18 protein-coding genes and 3 pseudogenes are annotated in these 24,731 nt (G+C 69.8%); 13 read left to right on the top strand and 8 right to left on the bottom strand.

All coding sequences use genetic code 11. The features are described from left to right. Positions 1-131: 131 nt before the first annotated feature. Positions 132-1,154 (bottom strand): 5-dehydro-2-deoxygluconokinase, encoded by a 1,023-nt coding sequence (iolC, locus tag IEY56_RS09130; RefSeq protein WP_189036623.1) that lies wholly within the window; start codon positions 1,152-1,154, stop codon positions 132-134. A gap of 296 nt (positions 1,155-1,450) precedes the next feature. Here iolC and IEY56_RS09125 point away from each other — a divergent pair, with 296 nt between their 5' ends. The 4 genes and pseudogenes from IEY56_RS09125 (at position 1,451) to IEY56_RS09110 (ending at position 5,683) form a co-directional block, all read left to right on the top strand. Beyond that, positions 1,451-2,362 (top strand): sugar phosphate isomerase/epimerase family protein, encoded by a 912-nt coding sequence (locus IEY56_RS09125; protein WP_229711737.1) that lies wholly within the window; start codon positions 1,451-1,453, stop codon positions 2,360-2,362. 223 nt (positions 2,363-2,585) lie between these two features. Further along, positions 2,586-2,780, top strand: a complete 195-nt coding sequence (locus tag IEY56_RS09120) for a helix-turn-helix transcriptional regulator (protein ID WP_028431906.1) — start codon at positions 2,586-2,588, stop codon at positions 2,778-2,780. A gap of 274 nt (positions 2,781-3,054) precedes the next feature. After that, a pseudogene (locus tag IEY56_RS09115) lies at positions 3,055-3,258 on the top strand (heavy-metal-associated domain-containing protein); the annotation flags it as partial. 19 nt (positions 3,259-3,277) lie between these two features. Then, the gene (locus tag IEY56_RS09110) at positions 3,278-5,683 is read left to right on the top strand and encodes a heavy metal translocating P-type ATPase (RefSeq protein ID WP_189036620.1); all 2,406 of its coding nucleotides are present in this window, start codon (positions 3,278-3,280) and stop codon (positions 5,681-5,683) included. Positions 5,684-6,247: 564 nt separating this feature from the next. On the opposite strand, the gene IEY56_RS09105 is transcribed toward IEY56_RS09110, so the two are convergent. Both IEY56_RS09105 and recD2 read right to left on the bottom strand, forming a co-directional pair. Next, on the bottom strand, positions 6,248-7,537 hold the full coding sequence (locus IEY56_RS09105) for a citrate synthase (RefSeq protein ID WP_229711736.1): 1,290 nt from the start codon (positions 7,535-7,537) through the stop codon (positions 6,248-6,250). A 132-nt stretch (positions 7,538-7,669) separates the two neighbouring features. Further along, positions 7,670-9,940 carry an SF1B family DNA helicase RecD2 gene (gene recD2, locus IEY56_RS09100; RefSeq protein ID WP_229711735.1) on the bottom strand — a complete coding sequence of 757 codons (2,271 nt, stop codon included), beginning with the start codon at positions 9,938-9,940 and terminating at the stop codon, positions 7,670-7,672. Positions 9,941-10,187: 247 nt separating this feature from the next. On the opposite strand from recD2, the gene IEY56_RS09095 reads away from it, so the two are divergent. The 7 genes and pseudogenes from IEY56_RS09095 (at position 10,188) to IEY56_RS09060 (ending at position 17,258) form a co-directional block, all read left to right on the top strand. Further along, complete coding sequence (locus IEY56_RS09095) at positions 10,188-11,195, top strand: LacI family DNA-binding transcriptional regulator (protein WP_189036617.1); 1,008 nt, start codon at positions 10,188-10,190, stop codon at positions 11,193-11,195. A gap of 38 nt (positions 11,196-11,233) precedes the next feature. After that, entirely contained in the window at positions 11,234-12,847 is a 1,614-nt protein-coding gene (locus IEY56_RS09090; RefSeq protein WP_189036802.1) for a sugar ABC transporter ATP-binding protein, read from the top strand. A 43-nt stretch (positions 12,848-12,890) separates the two neighbouring features. Further along, positions 12,891-14,881 (top strand): annotated as a pseudogene (locus IEY56_RS28350) (ABC transporter permease/substrate-binding protein). Between the two features lie 209 nt (positions 14,882-15,090). Further along, positions 15,091-15,489 (top strand): D-ribose pyranase, encoded by a 399-nt coding sequence (rbsD, locus tag IEY56_RS09075; RefSeq protein WP_189036615.1) that lies wholly within the window; start codon positions 15,091-15,093, stop codon positions 15,487-15,489. A 155-nt stretch (positions 15,490-15,644) separates the two neighbouring features. Next, positions 15,645-16,019, top strand: coding sequence for a WXG100-like domain-containing protein (locus tag IEY56_RS09070; protein ID WP_229711734.1), 375 nt, complete (start codon positions 15,645-15,647; stop codon positions 16,017-16,019). Positions 16,020-16,032: 13 nt separating this feature from the next. Further along, positions 16,033-16,365 (top strand): annotated as a pseudogene (locus IEY56_RS28345) (RHS repeat-associated core domain-containing protein); the annotation flags it as partial. Between the two features lie 359 nt (positions 16,366-16,724). Further along, positions 16,725-17,258 carry a hypothetical protein gene (locus IEY56_RS09060; protein WP_189036614.1) on the top strand — a complete coding sequence of 178 codons (534 nt, stop codon included), beginning with the start codon at positions 16,725-16,727 and terminating at the stop codon, positions 17,256-17,258. A gap of 98 nt (positions 17,259-17,356) precedes the next feature. Here the strand turns inward: IEY56_RS09060 and IEY56_RS09055 are convergent, their stop codons facing one another. Continuing rightward, on the bottom strand, positions 17,357-18,529 hold the full coding sequence (locus IEY56_RS09055; RefSeq protein ID WP_189036613.1) for an epoxide hydrolase family protein: 1,173 nt from the start codon (positions 18,527-18,529) through the stop codon (positions 17,357-17,359). 81 nt (positions 18,530-18,610) lie between these two features. Here IEY56_RS09055 and IEY56_RS09050 point away from each other — a divergent pair, with 81 nt between their 5' ends. Together IEY56_RS09050 and IEY56_RS09045 are read left to right on the top strand one after the other, a co-directional pair. Next, positions 18,611-19,195 carry a CGNR zinc finger domain-containing protein gene (locus IEY56_RS09050; protein WP_189036612.1) on the top strand — a complete coding sequence of 195 codons (585 nt, stop codon included), beginning with the start codon at positions 18,611-18,613 and terminating at the stop codon, positions 19,193-19,195. 112 nt (positions 19,196-19,307) lie between these two features. Continuing rightward, entirely contained in the window at positions 19,308-19,766 is a 459-nt protein-coding gene (locus tag IEY56_RS09045) for a hypothetical protein (protein WP_189036611.1), read from the top strand. A gap of 73 nt (positions 19,767-19,839) precedes the next feature. On the opposite strand, the gene IEY56_RS09040 is transcribed toward IEY56_RS09045, so the two are convergent. The 4 genes from IEY56_RS09040 to IEY56_RS09025 all read right to left on the bottom strand — a co-directional run bounded on the left by IEY56_RS09040 (position 19,840) and on the right by IEY56_RS09025 (position 24,228). Beyond that, on the bottom strand, positions 19,840-20,268 hold the full coding sequence (locus IEY56_RS09040; RefSeq protein WP_189036610.1) for a hypothetical protein: 429 nt from the start codon (positions 20,266-20,268) through the stop codon (positions 19,840-19,842). A gap of 580 nt (positions 20,269-20,848) precedes the next feature. Continuing rightward, positions 20,849-21,718 carry a sugar phosphate isomerase/epimerase family protein gene (locus tag IEY56_RS09035; protein WP_189036609.1) on the bottom strand — a complete coding sequence of 290 codons (870 nt, stop codon included), beginning with the start codon at positions 21,716-21,718 and terminating at the stop codon, positions 20,849-20,851. Beyond that, positions 21,715-22,878 carry a dihydrodipicolinate synthase family protein gene (locus tag IEY56_RS09030; RefSeq protein ID WP_229711733.1) on the bottom strand — a complete coding sequence of 388 codons (1,164 nt, stop codon included), beginning with the start codon at positions 22,876-22,878 and terminating at the stop codon, positions 21,715-21,717. Before IEY56_RS09030 ends, IEY56_RS09035 begins: the two co-directional genes overlap by 4 nt. Positions 22,879-23,076: 198 nt before the next feature. Beyond that, entirely contained in the window at positions 23,077-24,228 is a 1,152-nt protein-coding gene (locus IEY56_RS09025) for a Gfo/Idh/MocA family protein (RefSeq protein WP_189036608.1), read from the bottom strand. Positions 24,229-24,731 lie beyond the last annotated feature (503 nt).

Here is a 24,731-nt window from a genome sequence, read left to right as displayed (position 1 = left end):
CACTTTCGTGGCCGGGTGTGCACGCGGGGGACGGCCGGGACATTCCGCCCCGGGGCGGACCCCGGCGGGCGGGCGGACCTCTGGAGGGGCGGACGGGCCGGAAGGGCGGGCGCAGGGGCGGACGGACGGATTCAGCCGCGCATCAGGGCCTCGACCTCCGAGGCGGTGGGCATCGCGGTGGAGCAGGCGAGCCGCGAGGCGACGAGGGCGCCGGCGGCGTTGGCGTAGCGCATGGCGTACTCGAGGTCCCAGCCCGAGAGCAGCGCGTGGCACAGCGAACCGCCGAAGGCGTCCCCCGCGCCCAGCCCGTTGACGACCTCGACCGGGTGGGGCGGCACCTCGGCGCGTGTGCCGTCACGGTGCGCGGCGAGCACGCCCTTCGGGCCCTGCTTGACGACGGCCAGCTCGACTCCGGCTTCCAGCAGGGCGTCGGCGCAGGCCCGCGGTTCGCGGGTGCCGGTGGCGACTTCGCACTCGTCGAGGTTGCCGACGGCGACGGTGGCGTGGGCCAGCGCCTGGCGGTAGTACGGGCGGGCCTCGGCCATCGCCTCCCCGGGCTCGCCGGAGGCCGCGTCCCCTTCCGCGCGGCCCCAGAACATGGGGCGCCAGTCCATGTCGAAGACCGTCGCGGTGCGCCTGTCTCCGGGGGCGGCGGCCTCCTGGCTCTCCGCGCGCATCTCAAGTGCCGCCAGGGTGGTGGTGCGGCTGGGCTCGGCGCACAGACCGGTGCCGGTCACCCAGAAGATCCCGGCGTTCTCGACGGCTTCCCTGTCCAGGTCCTCCGTGCGCAGTTCGAGGTCGGGCGCCTTGGGCTCCCGGTAGAAGTAGAGCGGGAAGTCGTCAGGGGGGAAGATCTCGCAAAAGGTGACGGGCGTCGGGTAGCGCGTCACCGGCGTCACCCACCGGTCGTCTACGCCGAAGCCGCGCAGCGCCTGATGGCAGTACTCGCCGAAGGGGTCGTCGCCGGTGCGGCTGATGACGGCGCTGGAGCGGCCGAGCCGTGCCGCGGCGACGGCCACGTTGGTGGCGGAGCCGCCGAGGAACTTCCCGAACGTCTCGACCTGCGGCAGCGGCACGCCCGTCTGCAGCGGATAGATGTCGACGCCGATGCGGCCCATCGTGACGACGTCGTGCGGCTGTGCCGTGGCTGCCATGAACGACCCTTCCCGTTCGGTCTTCCTCGCGCTCGGCGCTTCCCGGTCCGGTTCCTCATCGTCAGTGCTGTCCTCGACACCTGTCAACAGTTTGTCCTTACATACTGACGTCATGCCCGGAGGTGGTCACTACGGTGATCAGCGGGACCGCACGGCACTCGTACGTCCGTATGAAACGTTGTCCTAACAAACTCTTGACAGTGCCGCCGCGCACCGAGTTGGCTCGCCCCCGGTGCCCCGGACCCGCCCGGGGCCTGGCCCGCAGGCTCACCCGCACGTACCCGAGGAGCCCTTCCGTGAGTTCCGTGAATCCCTCCCTCGACCGCATCCGGGTCGGCTCGGCCCCCGACTCGTGGGGCGTCTGGTTCCCGGAGGACCCCCAGCAGGTGCCCTGGCAGCGCTTCCTCGACGAGGTCGCGCAGGCCGGCTACGAATGGATCGAACTGGGCCCCTACGGCTATCTCCCCACGGACCCGGCCCGCCTCGGCGACGAGGTGGCGTCGCGGAACCTGAAGGTCTCCGCCGGCACCGTCTTCACCTCGCTGCACCGCGGACCCGAGGTGTGGGACGCCACATGGGAGCACGTCAGCCAAGTCGCGGCCCTCACGCAGGCGATGGGCGCGGAGAACCTCGTCGTCATCCCCTCCTTCTGGCGCGACGACAAGACGGCCGAGCTCATCGAGGACAGCGAGCTGACCCCCGAGCAGTGGCGGCACCTCGCGAGCGGCACGGAGCGGCTCGCCCGCGAAGTCCGGGAACGGTACGGGCTGGGAATCATGGTCCACCCCCACGCCGACACCCACATCGACACCGAGGAACACGTCGAGCGCTTCCTCGACGCGACCGACCGCGACCTGGTCAACCTCTGCCTCGACACCGGTCATTACGCGTACTGCGGCGGCGACAGCGTCAAGCTGATCGAGACCTACGGGGAGCGGATCGGCTACCTGCACCTGAAGCAGGTGGACCCCCGGATCCTCGAGGACGTCGTCAGCAAGGGCACCCCCTTCGGGCCGGCCGTGCGGCAGGGCGTGATGTGCGAACCGCCGCTGGGCGTCCCCGCGATGGAGCCGGTGCTCACCGCCGCCCAGGGCCTCGGAGTGGACCTCTTCGCCATCGTCGAGCAGGACATGTACCCCTGCCCGCCCGACCAGCCGTTCCCGATCGCCGAGCGGACCCGCCGCTTCCTGCGGGGCTGCGGAGCCTGACTCCGCGACGCCTCCCTGCAGTTGACGGCGGCCGCGGCCGCCGGACCGGCCGCTTCGTGACGCGCGCGGTCCGCCGTGCCGCGCGCGTCACGGACGTCACCATTGCTCGGGCGGTACGTCACAGATCCTCAACAGGCCCTCCCCGCTTGTCACTCGGTGTCGTTCACCGGACACAGCCTGATGATCGACAGCCACGACCGTGGCTCGCGTGGGAGGTGCCGAGTTGCCCGATCGACGACTCTGGTCGTACAAGGACATCGCCGCGCACATCGGAGTCCAGACGGACACGGTGCGCTCGTACCGCAAGCACGGCCTGCTGCCACCGCCCGATCTCGTCGAGCGGGGCAAGCCGTTCTGGTACGCGGACACCGTCCGGGCCTGGGTCGCCCGCCGCCCCGGCCACCGAGGAGGGCGCTGACGGCGGACCGCGGCCTGTCCGCACCGTTTCCAGAGGGCCCCGTGCGGCGTTCTCCCGGAGCAGTCCCGGGAGAACGCCGCACGGGGCCCTCTCTCATGCCCGGCCGCATGCCCGGCCGCGTGCCGTGCCGCGTGTCCGAGCGGACCCGCGCACGTGTCGGGGACCTGTGCCGGACGGTTTTCCAGAGATCTCAGGAATACCTAGGGGGGGTATAGTGTTGAGCGGAAGACCAAGGCCCGGAGACACAGAACTGGAGCGAGGGATGAGCACTGTCACCACTTACAAGGTCACCGGCATGACCTGCGGCCACTGCGAGAGCGCGGTCGTCGAGGAGGTCTCCGCCATCGAGGGGGTGACCTCGGTGAAGGCCACCGCCTCCTCCGGCGAGGTGACCGTCACCTCCGCCGCCGAACTGGACGAGGGGACCGTCCGCGCCGCCGTGGACGAAGCAGGCTACGAACTGGCAGGACGCGCCTGAGGGCGCGGAGGAGGCCACGATGACCAGCGTTACGGCTCAGGGGGCTCCGGTCCCGCCTCCCGGCGGCAGCCGGGAGGACGCGGAGGGGGCGGCGGCCACCCGGCGGGTGGAGCTGTCGATCGGCGGCATGACGTGCGCCTCGTGCGCGGCCCGCGTCGAGAAGAAGCTGAACCGGATGGACGGCGTCAGCGCCAGCGTCAACTACGCGGCGGAGAAAGCCAGGATCTCCTACGCGGACGCGGTCTCCGTCGACGACCTCGTCGCCACGGTCGAGCGCACCGGCTACACGGCCGAGCCGCCTCCCCCGTCGCCGGCCCCCGCCCCGGCGGGGACGCCCGCCGCCGGGACGGGCGCCGCGACCGCCGGGGAGAACGGCGAGGAAAGCGCCCCGGCAGGCGAACTGCGCGTGCTGCGGCAGCGGTTCCTCACCGCGCTCGCCCTGTCCCTGCCCGTCGTGCTGCTGGCGATGGTGCCCCCGCTGCAGTTCGACAACTGGCAGTGGCTCTCGCTCACCCTTGCCGCTCCCGTCGTCGTGTGGGGCGGACTGCCGTTCCACCGCGCCGCCTGGACGAACCTGCGGCACGGCGCGGCCACCATGGACACCCTGATCAGCGTCGGCACGCTGGCGGCCTTCGGCTGGTCCCTGTGGGCGCTGTTCTTCGGTGACGCCGGCATGCCGGGAATGCGGCACGGCTTCGACTTCACGCTCTCCCGGCAGGGTGCGGAGGGAGCATCGGCCCTCTACCTCGAAGTCGCCGCCGGCGTCACGACGTTCCTTCTCCTGGGCCGCTATCTCGAAGCCCGCGCCAAGCGGAAGGCGGGCGCGGCCCTGCGGGCGCTGATGCAGCTCGGCGCCAGGGACGTCGGCGTACTGCGGAACGGCGTGGAGACGAGGATCCCGGTCGCCGAACTCGCCGTGGGGGACCGCTTCGTCGTACGTCCCGGCGAGACCGTGGCCACGGACGGCACGGTCGAGGAGGGGAGTTCGGCCGTCGACGCCTCGATGCTGACGGGCGAGTCCGTGCCCGTGGACGTCACGGCCGGGGACGCCGTCACCGGCGCCACCGTCAACGTCTCGGGGCGGCTGGTCGTCGCCGCCTCGCGGGTCGGCGCCGACACCCAGCTCGCGCGCATGGCCCGGAGGGTGGAGGAAGCGCAGAGCGGCAAGGCGGCCGTGCAGCGGCTCGCGGACCGCGTCTCGGCCGCCTTCGTCCCCGTCGTCCTCGTCCTCGCCGTCGCCACGCTCCTCGGCTGGCTGCTGGCGTCCGGCGACGTCACGGCCGCCTTCACCGCCGCCGTCGCGGTGCTCATCATCGCCTGCCCCTGCGCACTGGGCCTGGCGACCCCGACGGCCCTGATGGTCGGCACCGGACGCGGCGCCCAGCTCGGCATCCTCATCCGGGGGCCGGAGGTGCTGGAGTCGACGCGGCGCGTCGACACCGTCGTCCTGGACAAGACGGGGACGGTCACGACGGGGCGCATGGCGCTGCGCGACGTGGTGCCCGGCGAGGGCGTCGGCGAGGACGAACTGCTGAGGGTCGCGGGCGCACTGGAGGACGCCTCCGAGCACCCCATCGCGCGGGCGATCGCGCAGGGTGCGCGGGAGCGCGCCGCGGAGGACGCGCCGCCGCTTCCGGTGCCGGAGGACTTCGAGAACCTCGCGGGCCTCGGCGTACAGGGCACGGTCGAGGGACGGCACGTCCGCATCGGGCGGCCCCCGTCCGGCCCGGTGGAGAACCGGGACGGCGCCGGCGGCGCTCCCGCGGCCGAACAGACCGTCCTGCCCGACGGATTGGCCCGCGCCAAGGCCGAGGCGGAGGCGGCGGGGCGTACCGCCGTGGCCGTGAGCTGGGACGGCGCCGTGCGGGGCGTGCTCACCGTCTCCGACACCGTGAAGGAGAGCAGCGCGCAGGCGGTCCGTGAACTCAGGCAGCTCGGGCTCACCCCCGTCCTGCTCACGGGCGACAACCGGACCGTGGCCGAGGCCGTCGCCCGCGAGGTCGGCATCGAGGGCGAGGGCGGCGTGATCGCGGAGGTGCTGCCGGAGGACAAGGCCGAGCAGGTGCGGCGTCTTCAGTCCGAGGGGCACACCGTGGCCATGGTCGGGGACGGCGTCAACGACGCGGCGGCCCTGGCGAGCGCGGACCTCGGCCTCGCGATGGGCACGGGGACCGACGCCGCCATCGAAGCCGGCGATCTCACCCTCGTACGAGGGGATCTGCGGGTGGCGGCGGACGCGATCAGGCTGGCCCGCAGGACGCTGGGCACGATCAAGGGCAACCTGTGGTGGGCCTTCGGCTACAACGTCGCGGCACTGCCGCTCGCGGCGGCCGGGCTGCTCAATCCGATGATCGCCGGAGCCGCCATGGCCTTCTCGTCGGTCTTCGTCGTCACCAACAGCCTCCGGCTGCGCCGGTTCCGCTGACGGGCCGGCCCGCGCCCTCCCGGGCGCCCACCGGAAGGCGTGAGGAAAACGTGAAGATGCTGTGACAGCCGGTCCTCAGTGCCCGGCACCCCGCGACTCTTACGGAAGTCACCCGGAACATCCGACTCCGCAAGCTTTGGGAGGAGATTCCGGCCCGTCGCGGGACGAACGAAAAGCGCCCCGCCGAGCAGGTCCCCCCACGGGCCTGTCGACGGGGCGCTCCCGTTTCCCGGTCACGGATTCCCCCCACGGGATCCTGGCCGGGTGCTTGCTGGCTGCACGTACGCACGGGAGGGCCGCTCAAGCTCCCCGGGCACGCTTGCCGATGGTGCCATCCGCGCGCGTCCCCCAAAGACGCACTCGGTGGGTGGCGGCGACTCCGCCGGGGGCCGCTGCCACCCGGTTAGACGTCCGACCCCGGGCAATGGTTACCCCCCAATTTCTGTGACCTACGTCTCGTTGGGGATCTGCACATACGGAAGGCCCCAATCCGCCTGGATGGGGCCTTCCTTGAGCACTCCCCTGGGCGGTGTCACGGAGTGTACAGCCAGGGTCACCCGCGGGTCAGCGGGATTCGATGGGAACGTACTCCCGCTGGACGACACCGGTGTAGATCTGGCGCGGGCGGCCGATACGGGAACCCGGCTCCTTGATCATCTCGTGCCACTGGGCGATCCAGCCGGGCAGCCGGCCCAGCGCGAACAGCACCGTGAACATGCTGGTCGGGAAGCCCATGGCCCGGTAGATCAGACCCGTGTAGAAGTCCACGTTCGGGTAGAGCTTCCGCGAGACGAAGTAGTCGTCGCTCAGGGCCCGTTCCTCGAGCTTCAGTGCGATGTCGAGGAGCTCGTCGCTCTTGCCCAGCGCGGAGAGGACGTCGTGCGCCGCGGCCTTGATGATCTGCGCCCGGGGGTCGAAGTTCTTGTAGACGCGGTGACCGAAGCCCATCAGCTTTACGCCGTCCTCCTTGTCCTTCACCTTGCGGATGAAGGAATCAACATCGGAGCCGGACGCCTTGATGCCCTGCAGCATCTCCAGGACGCTCTGGTTCGCGCCGCCGTGCAGCGGCCCCCACAGCGCGTTGATGCCCGCCGAGATGGAGGCGAACATGTTCGCCTGCGAGGAGCCCACCAGACGGACGGTGGAGGTCGAGCAGTTCTGCTCGTGGTCCGCGTGCAGGATCAGCAGCTTGTCCAGGGCGTTCACCACGACCGGGTCCAGCTCGTACTCCGCCGCGGGCACCGAGAAGGTCATGCGCAGGAAGTTCTCGACGTAGCCGAGGTCGTTGCGCGGGTAGACCACGGGGTGGCCGATGGCCTTCTTGTACGCGTAGGCCGCGATCGTGGGCAGCTTGGCCAGCAGCCTTATGGTCGACAGGTGCCGCTGCTCCTGGTCGAACGGATTGTGGCTGTCCTGGTAGAACGTCGACAGCGCGCTGACCACCGACGACAGCATCGCCATCGGGTGCGCGTCACGCGGGAACCCGTCGTAGAAACGCTTGACGTCCTCGTGCAGCAGGGTGTGGCGCGTGATCTCGTCCTTGAACGCCGCCTGCTGGTCGACGCTCGGCAACTCGCCGTTGATCAGCAGGTAGGCCGTCTCCAGGAACGTGCCCCGCTCCGCCAGCTGCTCGATCGGATATCCGCGGTAGCGCAGGATGCCCTGCTCACCGTCGAGATACGTGATGGCGGACTTGTACGCGGCGGTGTTGCCGTAGCCCGAATCCAGGGTCACCAGACCGGTCTCGGCGCGCAGCTTTCCGATGTCGAACCCACGGTCACCGACCGTGCTGTCGACGACGGGGAAGCTGTGCTCATCGTCCCCGTACCGAAGTACTACAGAGTTGTCGCTCACGTCTTCCCTCACCGACGTAGTGCCTCTTCTTCGAGGTGCCCTGACCCGTTCACTGTCCCCCACTCCGTGCGGTGCGGTGCACTCGGGGTCGGCCAATGGGCTCTTTGGTGGCACGCAGTGCCGTGGTCTTTCTCAACATCCTGCACCCTCGACACGGCGCCGGTCACCCCCCGGAACCGCTTGCTCTCCATCGCCCTGCGCGGATCGGCCGAACAGACGGTGATCCAGTGCGGTGCAGCGCCGACCAGCCGAGACCGTGCGCACTGCCTGGCCGATCGCCCTGCGCGACCCCACCAGCACGACCAGTCGCTTTGCCCTGGTCACCGCCGTATAGAGCAGATTGCGCTGCAGCATCATCCAGGCACCCGTCGTGACGGGAATCACCACAGCCGGGTACTCGCTGCCCTGCGAGCGGTGGATGGTGACGGCGTACGCGTGGGCCAGTTCGTCCAGCTCGTCGAACTCGTAGTCCACCTCCTCGTCCTCGTCGGTGCGTACGGTCAGGCGCTGATCGTCGGGATGCAGCGCCGTGACGACACCGACGGTGCCGTTGAAGACACCACACGCACCCTTCTCGTAGTTGTTACGAATCTGGGTGACCTTGTCGCCCACGCGGAAAACCCTTCCGCCGAAACGCTTTTCCGCGAGGTCGGGACGGCCCGGGGTCAGCGCTTGCTGCAGCAGCCCGTTCAGCGCGCCCGCACCGGCCGGGCCCCGGTGCATGGGGGCGAGGACCTGCACGTCCCGGCGGGGGTCCAGTCCGAACTTCGCGGGGATGCGGCGGGCGACCACGTCGACGGTGAGCCGCCCGGCCTCCTCCGAGTCGTCCTCGGCGAAGAGGAAGAAATCACTCAATCCGTGGGTGACGGGCTGCACCCCTGAGTTGATGCGGTGTGCATTCGTCACCACGCCGGACTGCTGGGCCTGGCGGAAGATCCGCTTCAGCCGCACCGCCGGCACGGGCCCCTCCTCGGCGAGCAGGTCCCGCAGCACCTCGCCGGCCCCCACGGACGGCAGCTGGTCCACATCTCCGACGAGCAGCAGATGTGCCCCCGGCGGCACGGCCTTGATCAGCTTGTTGGCGAGCAACAGGTCGAGCATCGACGCCTCGTCCACGACGACGAGGTCGGCGTCCAGCGGGCGCTCCCTGTCGTACGCGGCGTCGCCGCCGGGCTTCAGCTCCAGCAGCCGGTGCACCGTGGACGCCTCCGCCCCCGTCAGCTCGGCCAGGCGCTTGGCGGCGCGGCCCGTGGGCGCCGCCAGCACGACCTTCGCCCGCTTCGCCCGCGCGAGCTCCACGACCGAGCGGACCGTGAACGACTTGCCGCACCCCGGGCCGCCGGTCAGCACGGCGACCTTCTCGCTCAGCGCGAGCCGCACCGCCTGCCGCTGCTCGGGGGCCAGCTCCGCTCCGGTACGGGCGGCGAGCCAGCCCAGCGCCGCGTCCCAGTCGACGTCCCGGAACGCGGGGAGGCGGTCCTCCGGCGTGCGCAGCAGGCGGTGCAGCTGCGAGGCCAGCGAGATCTCCGCCCTGTGGAAGGGCACCAGGTAGACCGCCGTGACGGGGCGGCCGTCCTCCCCCGGAACGCTCTCCCTGACGACGCCCTCCTCGGCCGCCAGCCGGCCCAGGCAGTCGACGACGAGGCCGGCGCCGACCTGCAGGAGCTTCACGGCGTCCGAGATCAGCCGCTCCTCCGGCAGGTAGCAGTGGCCCTGGTCCGTGGACTGGGACAGCGCGTACTGGAGGCCGGCCTTGACCCGCTCGGGGCTGTCGTGCGGAATGCCGACCGACTGTGCGATGCGGTCGGCCGTGAGGAAGCCGATGCCCCACACGTCGGAGGCGAGGCGGTAGGGCTCGTTGCGCACCACGGAGATCGAGGCGTCGCCGTACTTCTTGTAGATGCGCACCGCGATCGACGTGGAGACGCCGACCCCCTGGAGGAAGATCATCACCTCCTTGATCGCCTTCTGCTCCTCCCAGGCCGCCGCGATCTTCTTCGTGCGCTTGGGACCGAGCCCGGGCACCTCGATGAGCTTGCCGGCGTCGGCCTCGATCACCTCCAGCGTCGCCGTGCCGAAGTGGTCCACGATGCGCTCGGCGGTGCGGGGGCCGACACCCTTGATCAGGCCGGAGCCGAGGTAGCGCCTGATGCCCTGCACGGTGGCGGGCAGGACCGTGGTGTAGTTCTCGACGGTGAACTGGCGGCCGTACTGCGGGTGCGAGCCCCAACTGCCCTCCATCCGCAGCGACTCGCCCACCTGCGCGCCGAGCAGCGAACCGACGACGGTGAGCAGTTCGCCGCCGCGGCCCGCGTCGACGCGGGCCACCGTGTACCCGTTGTCCTCGTTGGCGTAGGTGATGCGCTCGAGCACGCCTTCGAGCACGGCGTTCCGGAAAGCCATGTGACAGACCGTAGCGCCGCCCGCAGACATCGCGGGGCAGACCGGTCACGGGAGCCGGCCGCAGGGCCCGGCACGCTCATCCGGCCGCCCCCGGCGGGCAGTTGCCGTACGGCCGCCGGGGGCACGGGGGCGGCCGCGGGGCAACGTCACGATCGCGCACGAACCCCTTGCGCGAGGGCGGTGGAGTCCCGTTCCATGTCGCATGTAATCGTTACCATGTGATCGACTCCCAGGACGGGTCAGGAAGTTGACCAGCATCAAGGACGTGGCCTTCGCCGCGGGTGTCTCCGTCGCCACGGTCTCCCGGGTCCTCAACGACCACCCGGCCGTGCGTCCGGACACGCGCACGCGCGTGCTCTCCGCGGTCACCGATCTCGGCTACCGGCCCAACGCCGTCGCACGCTCCCTGAGAACCCATCAGACGCGCACGCTGGGCCTCGTCATCAGCGACGTCCTCAACCCGTTCTTCACGGAGCTCGCGCGCGCGGTCGAGGACGCCGCCCGCGGACGCGGCTACAGCGTCGTCATCGGCAACGCCGACGAACACGCCGCCCTGCAGGAGCACCACGTGCGCACCCTCCTGGAGCGGCGCATCGACGGTCTGCTGGTCTCGCCCACGGACGGCGGCACCTCGATGATCAGGGACGCGGTCGCGGCCGAGACTCCCATGGTCTTCGTCGACCGCTGGATACCGGGCCTGGACGTGCCCGTCGTCCACGCCGACGGCAGGCCCGCCGTCCACGACCTCGTCGCCCACCTCCACTCGCTCGGCCACCGGCGCCTCGCCATCATCGGCGGCCCCAGCGAGACGACGACGGGCAACGAGCGCGTCGAGGCCTTCCGGGAGGCGCTGGAATCGCACGGCCTGCCCCTCCCCCGCCGGTACATCGGCGAGGGCGACTTCCAGACCGAGAGCGGCAGGCGCGCGACCGCGGCGTTCCTCGACCTCGCCGAGCCGCCCGACGCCGTCTTCGCCACCGACAACCTGATGGCGCTCGGCGCGATGGACGAACTGCGCCGCCGCGGCCTGCGGGTTCCCCAGGACATGGCGCTCGCCGCCTTCGACGACATCCCCTGGTTCCTGCACACCGATCCCCCGATCACGGCCATCGCCCAGCCGACGGCCGAGCTGGGCCACCGCGCCGTCGGAGCGCTGATCGACCTCGTCGAGGGGCGGACGGCCTCGTCCGTCACCCTCACCGCCCGCCTTGTCACGCGCCGCTCCTGCGGCGAGAGCGAAGGGAGCCGCAGTTGAGCACCCCCGACCCCCCGCACACGCCTCGGCCGGGGGACCTGCCGCCGGAGCGGCGGCAGCCGCCGGCACGGGAGCTGCTGCGGACCCAGGGCATCCGCAAGACCTTCCCCAACGTCGTCGCCCTCGACGGCGTCGACTTCGAGCTCCGCTCGGGCGAAGTCCACGTCCTCCTGGGTGAGAACGGCGCCGGCAAGAGCACCCTGATCAAGATCCTGTCCGGCGTCCACAGGGCGGACGCCGGACAGGTGTTCCGCGACGGCAGGCCGGCGCGCATCCACAGCGCCAACGACGCCGAGCGGTACGGAATCGCCACGATGCACCAGGAGTTCAACCTCGTGCCGCACCTCAGCGTGGCCGAGAACATCTTCCTGGGGCGCCAGCCGCGCCGCTTCGGGCTGCTGGACCGCAAGCGCATGGAGTCGGACGCCGCCGGACTCCTGGCCCGCGTCGGCGTGGACATCTCCCCCCGGACGCCCGTACACCGGCTGGGGATCGCCCGCTCGCAGATGGTCGAGATCGCCAAGGCCCTCAGCCTCGACGCCCGCATCCTGATCATGGACGAGCCGACGGCGGCCCTCACGGCTGACGAGGTGCGGAGGCTCTTCGCCCTCGTGCGCCGGCTGCGCGACGAGGGCGTGGGCATCGTCTTCATCACCCATCACCTGGAGGAGATCGCCGAGTTGGGTGACCGCGTCACCGTCCTGCGGGACGGGCGCAGCGTCGGCCAGGCCCCCGCCGGCACCCCGCGGGACGAGCTCGTCCGGATGATGGTCGGACGCAGCATCGAGCAGCAGTACCCGCGTCAGACGGGCCGCGACGGCGAGCAGGCGCGCACGGCGACGCCCCTGCTGAGGGTCTCCGGCCTGAGCCGGGCGGGCGCCTTCAGCGACATCGGCTTCGAGCTGCGTGCGGGTGAAGTCGTGGGCCTCGCGGGGCTGGTGGGCGCCGGCCGGACGGAGGTGGCCCGCGCCGTCTTCGGGGCCGACCCGTACGACACGGGCACCGTGGAGGTGCAGGGCAGGAGGCTGCGCCGGCACGACATCAACGCGTCCCTGGCCGCGGGCATCGGGCTCGTCCCCGAGGACCGCAAGGGCCAGGGCCTGCTGCTGGACTCGTCCGTGCAGGACAACCTCGGCCTGGTCACGCTCGGCCGCGCGTCACGCGGCGGGATCGTCGACCTGGCGGGGCAGCAGAAGTCCGCCGCCCGGATCGCCGAGCGACTGGGTGTGCGGATGGCCGGGCTGGGCCAGCGCATGGGCACGCTCTCCGGCGGCAACCAGCAGAAGGTCGTCATCGGAAAGTGGCTGCTGGCCCAGAGCCGGGTGCTGATCCTCGACGAGCCGACGCGCGGCATCGACGTCGGCGCGAAGGTCGAGATCTACGAGCTGATCAACGAGTTGACGGCCTCGGGCCACGCGGTGCTCATGATCTCCAGCGACCTTCCCGAGGTACTGGGCATGAGCGACCGCGTACTCGTGATGGCCCAGGGCCGTATCGCGGGCGAACTCCCCGCGGGCGACGCCACCCAGGACGCCGTGATGGCGCTGGCCGTCGGCACAGCCCACCGGGACGGCGGGGCCACGGCCGCGGGTCCCGCCGCGACCGCGCCCGTGCACATGACGAAGAACAGGGAGGGCCTCCGTGGCCACTGACATCCACAACGGCAGCGGTACGGGGCCCGGACAGGGGCACCGGGTGGGCAAAGGGCCTTCGGGAGGGCGAAGGCCCGGGGGGCCGGGGGGCGCTCAGCCGGTGCTCCGCAAACTGTTGCTGGAGAACGGCGCGCTGAGCGCGCTGGCGGTCCTCGTCGTGGCGATGACCGTCATGTCGACGGACTTCCTGAGCACGCAGAATCTGCTCAACGTCGGTGTCCAGGCGGCCGTCACGGCGATCCTCGCGTTCGGTGTCACCTTCGTCATCGTGGCGGGCGGCATCGACCTGTCGGTCGGTTCCGTCGCCGCGTTCTCCGCGATCATGCTCGGCTACCTGTCGACGACGGGCGGTCTCCCTGTCTGGCTGGCCGTGCTGCTCGCCCTGGGAACGGGACTTGCCTGCGGCCTCGTCAGCGGCGGCCTCGTCGCGTACGGCAAGCTCCCGCCGTTCATCGCCACCCTCGCGATGCTCTCCGTGGGACGGGGCCTCTCCCTCGTCTTCTCGGACGGCACCCCGATAGCGCTCCCGTCGTCCGTCGCCACGATCGGCGAGACGCTCGGCGGCTGGCTCCCGGTGCCGCTGCTGGTTCTGCTGGTGATGGGCGGGATCACCTCGCTCGTGCTGGCGCGCACCTACAGCGGGCGCTCGATGTACGCGATCGGGGGCAACGAGGAGGCCGCACGCCTGTCGGGGATCCGGGTGCGGAGGCAGAAGCTCGTCATCTACGCGCTGTCCGGGACGTTCGCGGCGGTCGCCGGGATCGTGCTGGCCTCGCGCCTGGCGTCCGCCCAGCCCCAGGCGGCCATGGGGTACGAACTGGACGCCATCGCCGCGGTGGTCATCGGCGGGGCAAGCCTCTCGGGAGGCGTGGGCAAGGCGTCCGGCACTCTCATCGGGGCGTTGATCCTGGCAGTGCTGCGCAACGGTCTCAATCTGCTCCAGGTGTCGATTTTCTGGCAGCAGGTGGTCATCGGGGCGGTGATCGCCCTGGCGGTACTGCTCGATACACTCCGTCGTCGCGCGTGAAATTCGCGCGTCGGAGGGCTGTTGCCGTCTGTGGTTCCATCTGCTGTCGACTGCAAGGAAATGCAGCAATGAGCAAGAGAAAGAGCACATGCGCGGTACTCGCCGCTGTGGCGTTGATAGGCACCGTCACGGGATGCGGCAGCGACTCGGGGAAAGCGGGAGGTAAGGGGTCCGTCAAACTGGGACTCGCCCTCTCCACGCTGAACAATCCCTTCTTCGTCGAGATGAAAAAGGGCGCGGAAGCCGAAGCCAAATCCGCCGGCGCCGAATTGAGCGTTCAGGACGCCCAGGACGACGCCTCCCAGCAGGCGAACCAGATCCAGAACTTCACCAGCCAGAACGTGAAGTCGATCATCATCAACCCGGTCGACTCGGACGCCGCGGGCCCCTCCGTGAAGGCCGCGAACAACGCCGGAATCCCGGTCGTCGCCGTCGACCGTACGGTCAACAAGGCCGAGGTCGCGACGACCGTCGCCTCCGACAACGTCTCCGGCGGCCAGAAGGCCGCCCAGGCCCTCGCGAAGGAACTCGGCGAGCAGGGCAGCATCCTCGTGCTGCGCGGGCAGCCCGGCACCTCGGCCTCGCGCGAGCGCGGCAAGGGCTTCATGTCGGCCATCAAGAAGTACCCGGGCATCAAGATCGTCGGTAAGCAGGCCGCGAACTTCGACCGGGCCAAGGGCCTCGACGTGACCACCAACCTGCTCCAGTCCCACCCCGGAGTCACCGGCGTCTTCGCCGAGAACGACGAGATGGCGCTCGGCGCCATCAAGGCGCTGGGCGGCAGGGCCGGCAAGGACGTCAAGGTCGTCGGCTTCGACGGCACGCCCGACGGCTTCAAGGCCGTCAAGAAGGGCACTATGCACACGTCGATCGCCCAGCAGCCCGCCGCCCTCGGCAAGATGGCCGTACGCAACGCGCTCCGCAAGGTCGAGGGTTCGGACCCGGAGGCGCAGATCAAGGTGCCCGTGGTGCCCGTCAGCGCGCGGAACGTCGAGAAGTACTCCTGACGAGATGTACTCCTGAGGCCGGGCGCGCCCCCGGCGGCGAGCGGGGCGGCGGCCGGAGGGCCGCCGCCCGGCACCCGTCCCGGCCCCGGCCCGGAGGGCCCAGCACTCGACACGGGTGATGCGGGCGCGGGTGCGGGTGGTGCGGGAGACCAGCTGGACGCGGTAGACGCCGAAGCGTGCGCGCCGAGGCGAGAAGGAGCTGTGCCGGAGTGAAGAAGACGGGCATCCTCAACCGTCATCTCGCGGGCGCCCTGGCGCGGTTGGGCCACACCGACCGGGTCGTCGTCTGCGACGCGGGACTCCCCATCCCCGACGGGCCCCACGGGCCCCACGTCGTCGACCTGGCGTTCCGCGCCGGCGTTCCGCGCTTCTCCGAGGTCCTCGACGGTCTGCTCGGCGAGCTGGAGATCGAAGGCGCCACGGCCGCCGCAGAGGTCAGGGACAGCAATCCCGAGACGTCCGCCCTCCTGGAAGGGCTCTTCCCCGACCTCGTGCTCGTCCCCCACGAGGCGTTGAAGACCCTCACCCGCGAGGCCCGGCTCGTCGTCCGTACGGGCGAGGTCCGCCCCTACGCGAACGTGATACTGCACTGCGGAGTGCCGTTCTAGCGGCTGCCCCCGACCCCTTCGGCCTGGGGCCACGCTGCTCGTCGCCGCCGAACTTACCCCGGTGCGCGCACTGTTGATGGTCACTATCCTGTGGAGTGATCACGAATAGCAGTACACGCCCCGGGGGGCGGCGTCTGAGCCACGGGGGTACGGGGATGGGCTACGTTCTGCCGGGCTGGCTCGATGAGATTCTGGATTTCATCGGAATCAACTGGCCCAACGTGGACGAGGACGACTACCGTGAAATGGCCGACGCCATGCGGGAATTCGCGGACAAGTTCGAGGGTCACGGCGGAGATGCCCACGCTGCGGTGAACCGCATTCTTGCCTCCAGCGAGGGCTACGCGGTCGACGCGCTGAAAGGCCACTGGGGAAAAGTCAAGGGCTCACATCTCGACGAAGTGCCCAAGGTGGCGCGCCTCTTCGCGAAAGCGTGCGGATGTGGTCGCAGACGTCATCTACGGCATGAAGGTCAAAGCCGAGCAGTGGTTCGGGCGGAAACAGCGGCCAGGGCGGCGGGGGTCGCGTGAGGATCGACCCGGACGAGTTCGAGCCATCGTCACCGACCTCGTCGGCCGCCCGACGGAACTGGTCGACGAAACCGGTCACATCGCCTGGCACACCCGCGCGACTCTCTGGGGCACTACCACTTGGAACAAGGACGCCACCGCATACACTCCGCTCCGGTTCCCGGGCCAGTACGCGGACCTCGAAACGGGACTGCACCACAACTACTTCCGGCACTACGACCCGGAACTTGGAAGATTTGCCTTCCCAGACCCCTTGGGCCTTGCACCGGCAGATAATCCGGTCGCCTATGTCGCGTCTCCCCTGGTCTGGTCCGACCCTCTGGGGATCACTCCATGCAAGGAAACATTCTACCGAGTGATGTCCAAGAAGGAGTTCGACCGACTCGGCCCCAACGGTGAGATCAATGTCAGGGTGAGAACTTCGCGGATAAATACACCCACCTTGTCCAGTATGAGATGGAACCAGGCACCCGAGATGCTTTGATCGCAGCAGGCTGAGGCTCGGGGGACAACATAGCAGCCGTTCGGAGCGCGTACGGGATCGACCTGGAAGAGATCGGAAACAGCCCTGACTTCGTACACGTGAAGATGGAACGCGAGGGACTAAACTTCGGACTTCGCAGCGGCTCCGTCGATGTGTTCAATTCGCGCATCAAGAGCGTGAGCCACGAGCTTCTCTGACAAATTCGCGAGAGGAATAACCTGATGAATGAAGCGGCAGCAAGAGTGGATCGCATCCTGGGAACAGGATACATCGACCAGAAGAAGGCCGAGCAAGTACGCGAGGAGGAACCAGGCTTCACAGCGAACCTTCTCGATTTTATGATCTCATTGAGAAGGGAGGGGGACCTCCTCCAATTTTCGCGCCTCGCGAATCTGGCAGTATGGCTTACCCCCGAAGGGCTGAGCGATGTGATCGTACCCGTGCTGCAAGGACGCCCCGAGGGGGCCCAACTGGAGGACTTGGTCGATATTCTCGGCCAGTTGCGCTCCGATTCTTCAGTTCCTGCGATCGAGAATCTGATCGAGGCGAGAAAAGACCGGGAAGCACCATATTTCGCTCTCACTACCAAGTGCATCCAGGCCCTGGGGGAAATCTCCTCCCCCCAGGGAGACGAGGTGCTCAGGAAAGTCGCGACGGGAGACTACCCGAAGCCACTCAAGTGGCATGCCGCCGTAGAGCTCGGCATTGAGGACGACTTGGGCTTCGTAGAAGACGAGATGCTGCAGTTCCCCTGAGCCGACCGACAGCAACCGAGGTGGGCCGCCTCCACTCGGCTGGCTCGGCTGTCCGGGCGGGGGCTTCCTCGCGGTTCGACCCCAGCCCTCAGCCGTACTCACCGACGAGCATCGAGAACCGCCCCGAGGCCCGCTCGCAGGTCTTCGACGAAGTATTCGGGGACCTCCAGCGACGGGAAATGGCCTCCGGCCTCGGGAGAGTTCCACCGGACGATCTTCCGGTACCGCTCCTGCGCCCAGGCGCGGGGGGACTTCTCGATGTCGCGGGGATACATGGTGATCGCCGAGGGGACGTCGACCCGGAGTTCGGGGTCGAGCGAATTGTGGCTCTCGTAGTAGATTCGCGCCGCGGAAGCACCGGTCCGCGTCAGCCAGTACAGGGTGACGTCGTCGAGGATTCTGTCCCTGGAGATCGTCTCGAACGGGCTGTCCTCGGTGTCCGACCACTCGGCGAACTTGTCGAGGATCCAGGCGAGGAGCCCGACCGGCGAGTCGACGAGCGAGTAGCCGATGGTCTGGGGCCGGGTGGCCTGCTGCTTCGCGTACGCCGCTCGTCGGCGCCAGAAACGGCGGGTCTCCTCGGTCCATTCACGCTCGAGCGGCGTCAGCCCGTCCGTCGTCAAACCGGGCGGCGACTCGGCGAAAGTCGAGTGGATGCCGAGAACGTGCGCCGGGAATCTGCCGCCGAGAACCGTGGTGATGTTTCCTCCCCAGTCGCCGCCGTGGGCCAGGAACTCGCCGTAGCCGAGCCTTCCCATGAGTTCCACCCACGCGGCCGCGATCTTCTCGGTTCCCCACCCGGTGGTGGACGGTTTGTCGCTGTAGCCGAAGCCCGGCAGCGAGGGAGCGACGACGTGGAACGCCGGCGCGTCCGCGTCTTCCGGATCTGCCAACTCGTCCACTACATGGACGAATTCGGCGATGCTGCCCGGCCAACCGTGCGTCAGGACCAGAGGTGTGGCGTCCGCGCGCGCCGACCGGCGGTGCAGGAAGTGGATGCCGAGGCCGTCGATGGCCGTGCGGAACTGGCCTACGCGGTTGAGGCGATCTTCGAACGACCGCCAGTCGTATCCGGCGCGCCAGTACTCCACGACGTCGACCAGGTCGGCGAGAGGAACGCCCTGCCCCCATCGGCTTGGGCCGGGTACGGCGCCTTGGACCGTCTCGGCTTCCGGCAGCCGCGCCGCGGCCAGCCGGGCGTGCAGATCGTCGAGGTCGGCATCGGTTGCGTGGGCTTCGAACGCTTGCACGTCAGTGGCACGACGGGGCATGAGACCTCCAGGCCAAAAAGAACCGGCTAAGACGGTTCTAGCAGTGTCTCGTGGCGGCGCGCAACCGGCTAAGGTGGTTCCATGCGTGCTGGGTTCCCTGACTTCCGCCTCGGCAGCGTGCTGGCCACGAGCTTCACGGCGACCCTGACGGAGCGTCAGGGTGATGCCCTGGAGCGCGTTCCCACGCCGCAGCGGCTGATCGACTGGCTCGCGGTGAACGGTCTCGCTGTGGACTCCTGCACCGACGCCCAGCTCGAACGAGCCCGCGAACTACGGGAGTCGATTCACGCCGCGGCGACAGCGACCGCACTCCAGGAAGACCTGCCCTCGTCCGCCATCGAGATCATCAACGATTGCAGCGTCCAGGGCCGGGCGGCAGCCGTCCTGACGCCCGAGGGCGAACGGCGATGGCGGCTCGGACCGGCCGACTCGGCCTCTCGCGTAGAGGACGCCCTCTGCGTCATCGCCGACGATGCGGTCAGCATCATCGCGGGCGAAAGAGACGGGCGGCTGGCCTTGTGCGCATCACCGACCTGCCGGGCCGCCTTCTTCGACACCAGTCAGAGCCGCACTCGCAAATGGTGCGACATGAACACGTGTGGGAACCGCCAGAAGAAGGCGCGCTTCAATGCCGGCCAGGGCAGGAAGTCCAGCTCTGCGAAGTGAAGCGTTCTGGAACATCCCGATGCCTCAAATCTGCGCGCCCTCTGTCGCGTTGCACCACTCAAAGCGAAGTGAGGGCGCTCCCTGGCTTTCGATCGGCGTTCCGGGCAGAGAGATGACGCCCGCCGCCTATGAGTACAAGAAACGCATCGGTGCATGGGGATTGATCGTGCGGGTCACTGCTGAAGTCTCAGGAGTGGCGGACGTCCCCTCGGATGCGCAGCGGATCGCCGACGAAGACGTCTGGATCCGATTCGCGAACAGCGCGTCCGAGCCTGACAAGGAGTGGACTGCTCACGGCTTGTCGCTTACCGCGAAACAGCTTGCAGCCGCGAGCATCGGATCCGCGAGCACTCTTGTCGTCGTGCACGGCATCGAAGCCCCTCTACCCACTGACTACCAATCCGAGGCTTGTGCTCTTGCGATGGTCGGCTGGCTTCGGAAGTACGCGAACGTCCCGGGCGTGGAAGTACCCGTCAACTTCGACAACGAGCACAACCGCTATGTCTTCGACTGGGACGGCGCGCATGCTCCGCAGAAGGAGGTCAGCGCGGATAGCCCACCAAGGCGCTAACTCGCACCAGCCTCAGCGCGGTTCCGCCGGGTGCCGTCGCTGTCAGCGCTCCGCGCCCGGCGGCTTCCCGGAACTACTCGCCCTGCTGGTAGTCGTAGTCGTAGCTGTACTCGTAGTCGTACTGGTAGCCGTCGCCGTGCTCGTGGTGCTCCCAGTGCGTACGCCCAGGGCCCGGTGCGCCGTACTTCTCCCTCCACCTCTCGGCGAACTCCCGCGCCCATTCCGCCTCGGAGACCCCGGGGACGGACGGTTCGGACGTCGGCGTGTCGGTGGGCTCGGGCGCCGGTGAGCTCGGTGGGGGCGAGGTGGTCGTGGGGGCGGGCTTCGCCGGTGCCTCGCTCTTCGTGGGCTCGGGGGAGGTGGGTTCGGCCGTCTCCGTGGGTTCGCGCGGCAGGGCGGAGGCCGGGATCTTCTTGTTCGAGACGGGCTCCTCGGCGTCGCCGCCGGCGGCCATCAGCCCCGCCGCAACGCCCGCACCGAGGACCAGGACCGCGCCGGTCATGGCGAGCCGTGCGCTTCTGGGTATGGCGCCGCCTATGGCGCGGAGGTTCAGGGGCGACGTCTGCGCGGCGTCGGGATACGAAAGGCGATAGAGACCGTGCCCGCACTCCCGGCACGATTCGGACGCGGCAGACGATTTCGTCCCACAACGCGGGCATGTGGTCGGCATGCGCACACTCCAGAGCTGACTTACAGGGCACTCGTTCAGTGACACCGGTGCACCTGCGGAGACTAGCGGCCGACCGGCCGGTAACCAGAGCGTTCGCACCACATCACGGATCGCAACCGTGTGAATCGGCCCCGGGACACAACTTCCTTGTACGAAACGGGTGTTGATGTCGGGCGCGCCGCCTCTCGCCCGAGCGCGCCTCGCATCCCCGAGCGCGGGCCCTTCCGGACACCGAGCGCCTCCCGCGCCACGCGTACCGGCGCCGGGCGCATGGGATAGGGGCCCGGCTGCCGTGCTCCAACGGCCGGGCCCCTCTGCCCCCCTCGGCCTCTGCTGACCCCCCAGGAGGCCCGAGTACCAGCTAAGACCCCCGGCTGGCCGGAACGGTTGCACTCGATCCGGAATTTCTTCTTCAGGTTTTTCCGTGGCCTGCGGCGTCCCTCTCCGGCAGGACGTGACGCACGTACCGCTCAACCGTTTCCGCGAGGACCTCGGCGCCGTCCCGGGACCACAGGCCCGGGTTGAAGATCTCCACCTCGATGGGTCCGCCGTACCCCGCCGCGTCGACGAGTGCGCGGAAGCGCCGCAGGTCGACGGCGCCGTCCCCGAGCTGGCCCCGGCCCAGCAGGACGCCTTCGGGCAGCGGCGTCACCCAGTCCGCGAGCTGGAACGCGGCCAGCCGGCCGCCCGCCCCCGCACGCGCGATCCCCTCGGGCGCTCGGTCGTCCCACCACACGTGGTACGTGTCGACGACGACGCCCACCTGCTCCGACGGGAAGCGCTCCGCCAGGTCGAGCGCCTGCCCGAGCGTCGAGACGACACACCGGTCGGAGGCGAACATCGGGTGCAACGGCTCGATCGCCAGTCGCACGCCCAGCTCCCCCGCGTACGGGGCGAGTTCGGCGAGTGCGTCCGCGATCCGCTCCCGTGCGCCCGCGAGGTCCCTGCTCCCCTGCGGCAGGCCTCCGCAGACGAGTACGAGCGTGCTCGTCCCCAGCGTCGCGGCCTCCTCGACAGCGGCGCGGTTGTCGTCGAGTGCGCGGCGCCGCGCCGCCGGGTCGGGGGCCGTGAGGAAGCCGCCCCTGCAGAGCGAGGTGACGGCGAGACCCGCGTCGCGCATCAGCCGCGCGGCCGCCTCCGCTCCGTACGCCTGGACCGGCGCCCGCCACAGCCCCACCTGCCGGACGCCCGACTCACCGCACGCGTCGGCCAGTTGGGGAAGCGTGAGCTGCTTTACGGTCTCCTGGTTGATGGAGAAGCGGGCGAGGTCGTCCTGGGTCACCGCGCGACTCCGTGGAGGTCGAGGAGGCGGCGCATGCGCGTCTCCGCCAGTTCGGGGTCGGGGAAGAGGCCCAGCCCGTCGGCCAGTTCGTAGGCGCGGGCGAGGTGCGGGAGCGAGCGTGCCGACTGCATGCCCCCGGCCATCACGAAGTGGTCCTGATGGCCGGCGAGCCATGCGAGGAACACGACTCCCGTCTTGTAGAAGCGGGTCGGCGCCTCGAACAGGTGCCGGGCGAGCGGGACCGTCGGGGCGAGCGCGGCCTCGAACCCGTCGCGGTCGCCCGCGTCGAGGAGCCGGACCGCCCCGGCGGCGAGCGGTGCGAGCGGGTCGAAGACGCCGAGCAGGGCGTCGCTGTGGAACTCGCCGTCGCCCGCGATGAGTTCGGGGTAATTGAAGTCGTCGCCGGTGTAGCAGCGGACGCCTTCCGGAAGGCGGCGCCGCAGCTCCGCCTCGCGCCGGGCGTCGAGCAGGGACACCTTCACACCGTCGACCTTCGCGGGATGCTCCTCGATGATCCGCAGGAACGTGCCGGTGGCGGCGTCCAGTTCGGTGCTCCCCCAGTAGCCCTCCAGCGCGGGGTCGAACATCGGCCCCAGCCAGTGGAGGATGACGGGTTCGGCGGCCTGCCGGAGCAGCTCGCCGTAGACGTTCAGGTAGTCGTCGGGGCCGCGGGCGGTCGCGGCGAGGGCGCGGGAGGCCATGACGATCGCCTGCGCCCCCGCCTTCTCCACCACCTCCAGCTGCTCCTCGTACGCTCTGCGCACAGCTTCCAAGTCGACTTCACCGGTCGGCAGTTGATCCGTACCGGCCCCGCAGGCGACCCGCCCGCCGACTGCCCTCGCCTCCGCGGCGGAGCGCCTCGTCAGCTCCGCCGCCGCCGTCCAGTCGAGGCCCATCCCGCGCTGGGCCGTGTCCATGGCCTCCGCGACGCACAGGCCGTGCGACCACAGGTGGCGGCGGAAGGCGAGGGTGGCGTCCCAGTCGAGTGCGGGCACTCCGGAGTTCGGGTCGGCGAGGGGGTCGGCGACGACGTGCGCGGCGGCGAAGACCGTACGGGAGGCGGGCGGGGCGCCGGACGGCGGCAGCAGCACCGGGCCGGCCGGTTCGGCCCTCGGCTCGTGGACGCGCAGGACGCCGTTCTCGTCGGGCAGTCGGATCACAGGTTGTCTTCCTCTCCCTCGCAACTAGGGCACGCCGTTTGGATCTTCGCGGGCTCGCGACGCCCAGCACGCCCATCTGCTGCGTTGTCGGAGTCGCCCGAGTACGCCCAGTACGAGGGCGATCCTCCGCCTGGCATCTGGACGCACCGGACGCCACTCGCTGATCCACCAAAATCCAAACGACGCACCCTGGGCGTATCAGAGCGACAGTTCAGGAACCGGCAGGCGACGGCCCTCCGCCGAGGAACGCAGTCCGAGTTCGGCGAGCTGCACGCCCCGCGCACCTGCCAGCAGGTCCCACTCCCAGGGCGTGCCCAACGCCACGTGCCTCAGGAAGAGTTCCCACTGCGTCTTGAAGCCGTTGTCGAACTCGCCGTTGTCCGGCACCTCCTGCCACTGGTCGCGGAAGGTCTCCGTTGCGGGCAGGTCCGGGTTCCATACGGGCTTGGGTGTATGCGCCCGGTGCTGCACGCGGCAGCGGCGCAGTCCCGCGACGGCGGAGCCCTCCGTCCCGTCGACCTGGAACTCGACGAGCTCGTCGCGGTTGACGCGCACCGCCCAGGAGGAGTTGATCTGCGCGACGGCCCCTCCGTCGAGTTCGAAGATCCCGTAGGCCGCGTCGTCGGCCGTGGCGTCGTAGGGCCGGCCGCGCTCGTCCCAGCGCCGCGGGATGTGCGTGACCGCGTGCGCCTGGACCGAAGTGACCCTGCCGAACAGGCCGTTGAGCACGTACTCCCAGTGCGGGAACATGTCGACGACGATGCCGCCGCCGTCTTCCGAGCGGTAGTTCCAGGAGGGCCGCTGCGCCTCCTGCCAGTCCCCCTCGAAGACCCAGTAGCCGAACTCGCCGCGAACGGAGAGGATCCGCCCGAAGTAGCCGCCGTCGACCAGACGTTTGAGCTTCAGCAGTCCCGGCAGGAAGAGCTTGTCCTGTACGACGCCGTGTCTGACGCCGGCGGCGTGCGCCAGGCGTGCCAGGTCGAGTGCGCCGTCGAGGCCGGTGGCGGTGGGCTTCTCGGTGTAGATGTGCTTCCCGGCTGCGATCGCCTTGCGGAGCGCGGCCTCGCGGGCGCTGGTGAGCTGGGAGTCGAAGTAGACGTCGATGCTCGCGTCGGTGAGGACGGCGTCGAGGTCGGTCGTCCACTCGTCCAGGCCGTGCCGCTCGGCGATGGCCTTGAGGGCGAGGTCGCGACGGCCCACGAGCACGGGTTCGGGCCACAGAATGCTGCCGTCGCCGAGGTCCAGCCCGCCGTTCTCGCGGATGGCCAGTACGGAGCGGACGAGGTGCTGGCGGTATCCCATCCGCCCGGTCACCCCGTTCATGGCGATGCGCACTGTCCTGCGTGTCACGTGGGTCTTCTCCTTACTGTCCGCCTGCCCGGCTCTGCCCGGTACTGCCGCGCCGTTCCGCCGTCGTGCAGGGCCGGGGCCGCTGTGGCCGCTGGGGCACCGAAGCCGCAGAAAGCGCTTTCCCGTACGAGGAGTCTGCTGCCACCGGCCCTCCCGGACAAGCCCGCCGTCCGCCTCCCCGCCGCGCCCGCTCGTCCAACATCAGCCTGTCACCCGCGAGTTGACCACGCCATCCGGCTGGGACGGCCGAACCCCCGCCGGGAACGGCGGTTCGGGCGGCCCCGACACCGAGGTGGCGCGCGCGGACCGCATTCGGAGGTACCGGATGAGTCATCGGATGTACGTAGTGCCAGTACGAGTGTGTACTTGTCGGACCCGAAGAACCAGACGGCCGCACGAAAGTCGCCGCGGCACCCTGCCTGCGGAGAGGAAGACGATGAGGACCGGCCCCCCGCACCTGCCCGGTCTCGGGCACGCGGCACAAGAAAGCGCTTGCCGATCAC

The sequence above is a fragment of the Streptomyces daqingensis genome (assembly GCF_014645895.1).
GTDB lineage: Bacteria > Actinomycetota > Actinomycetes > Streptomycetales > Streptomycetaceae > Streptomyces > Streptomyces daqingensis.
This window is presented reverse-complemented; position numbering and strand designations above follow the sequence as displayed.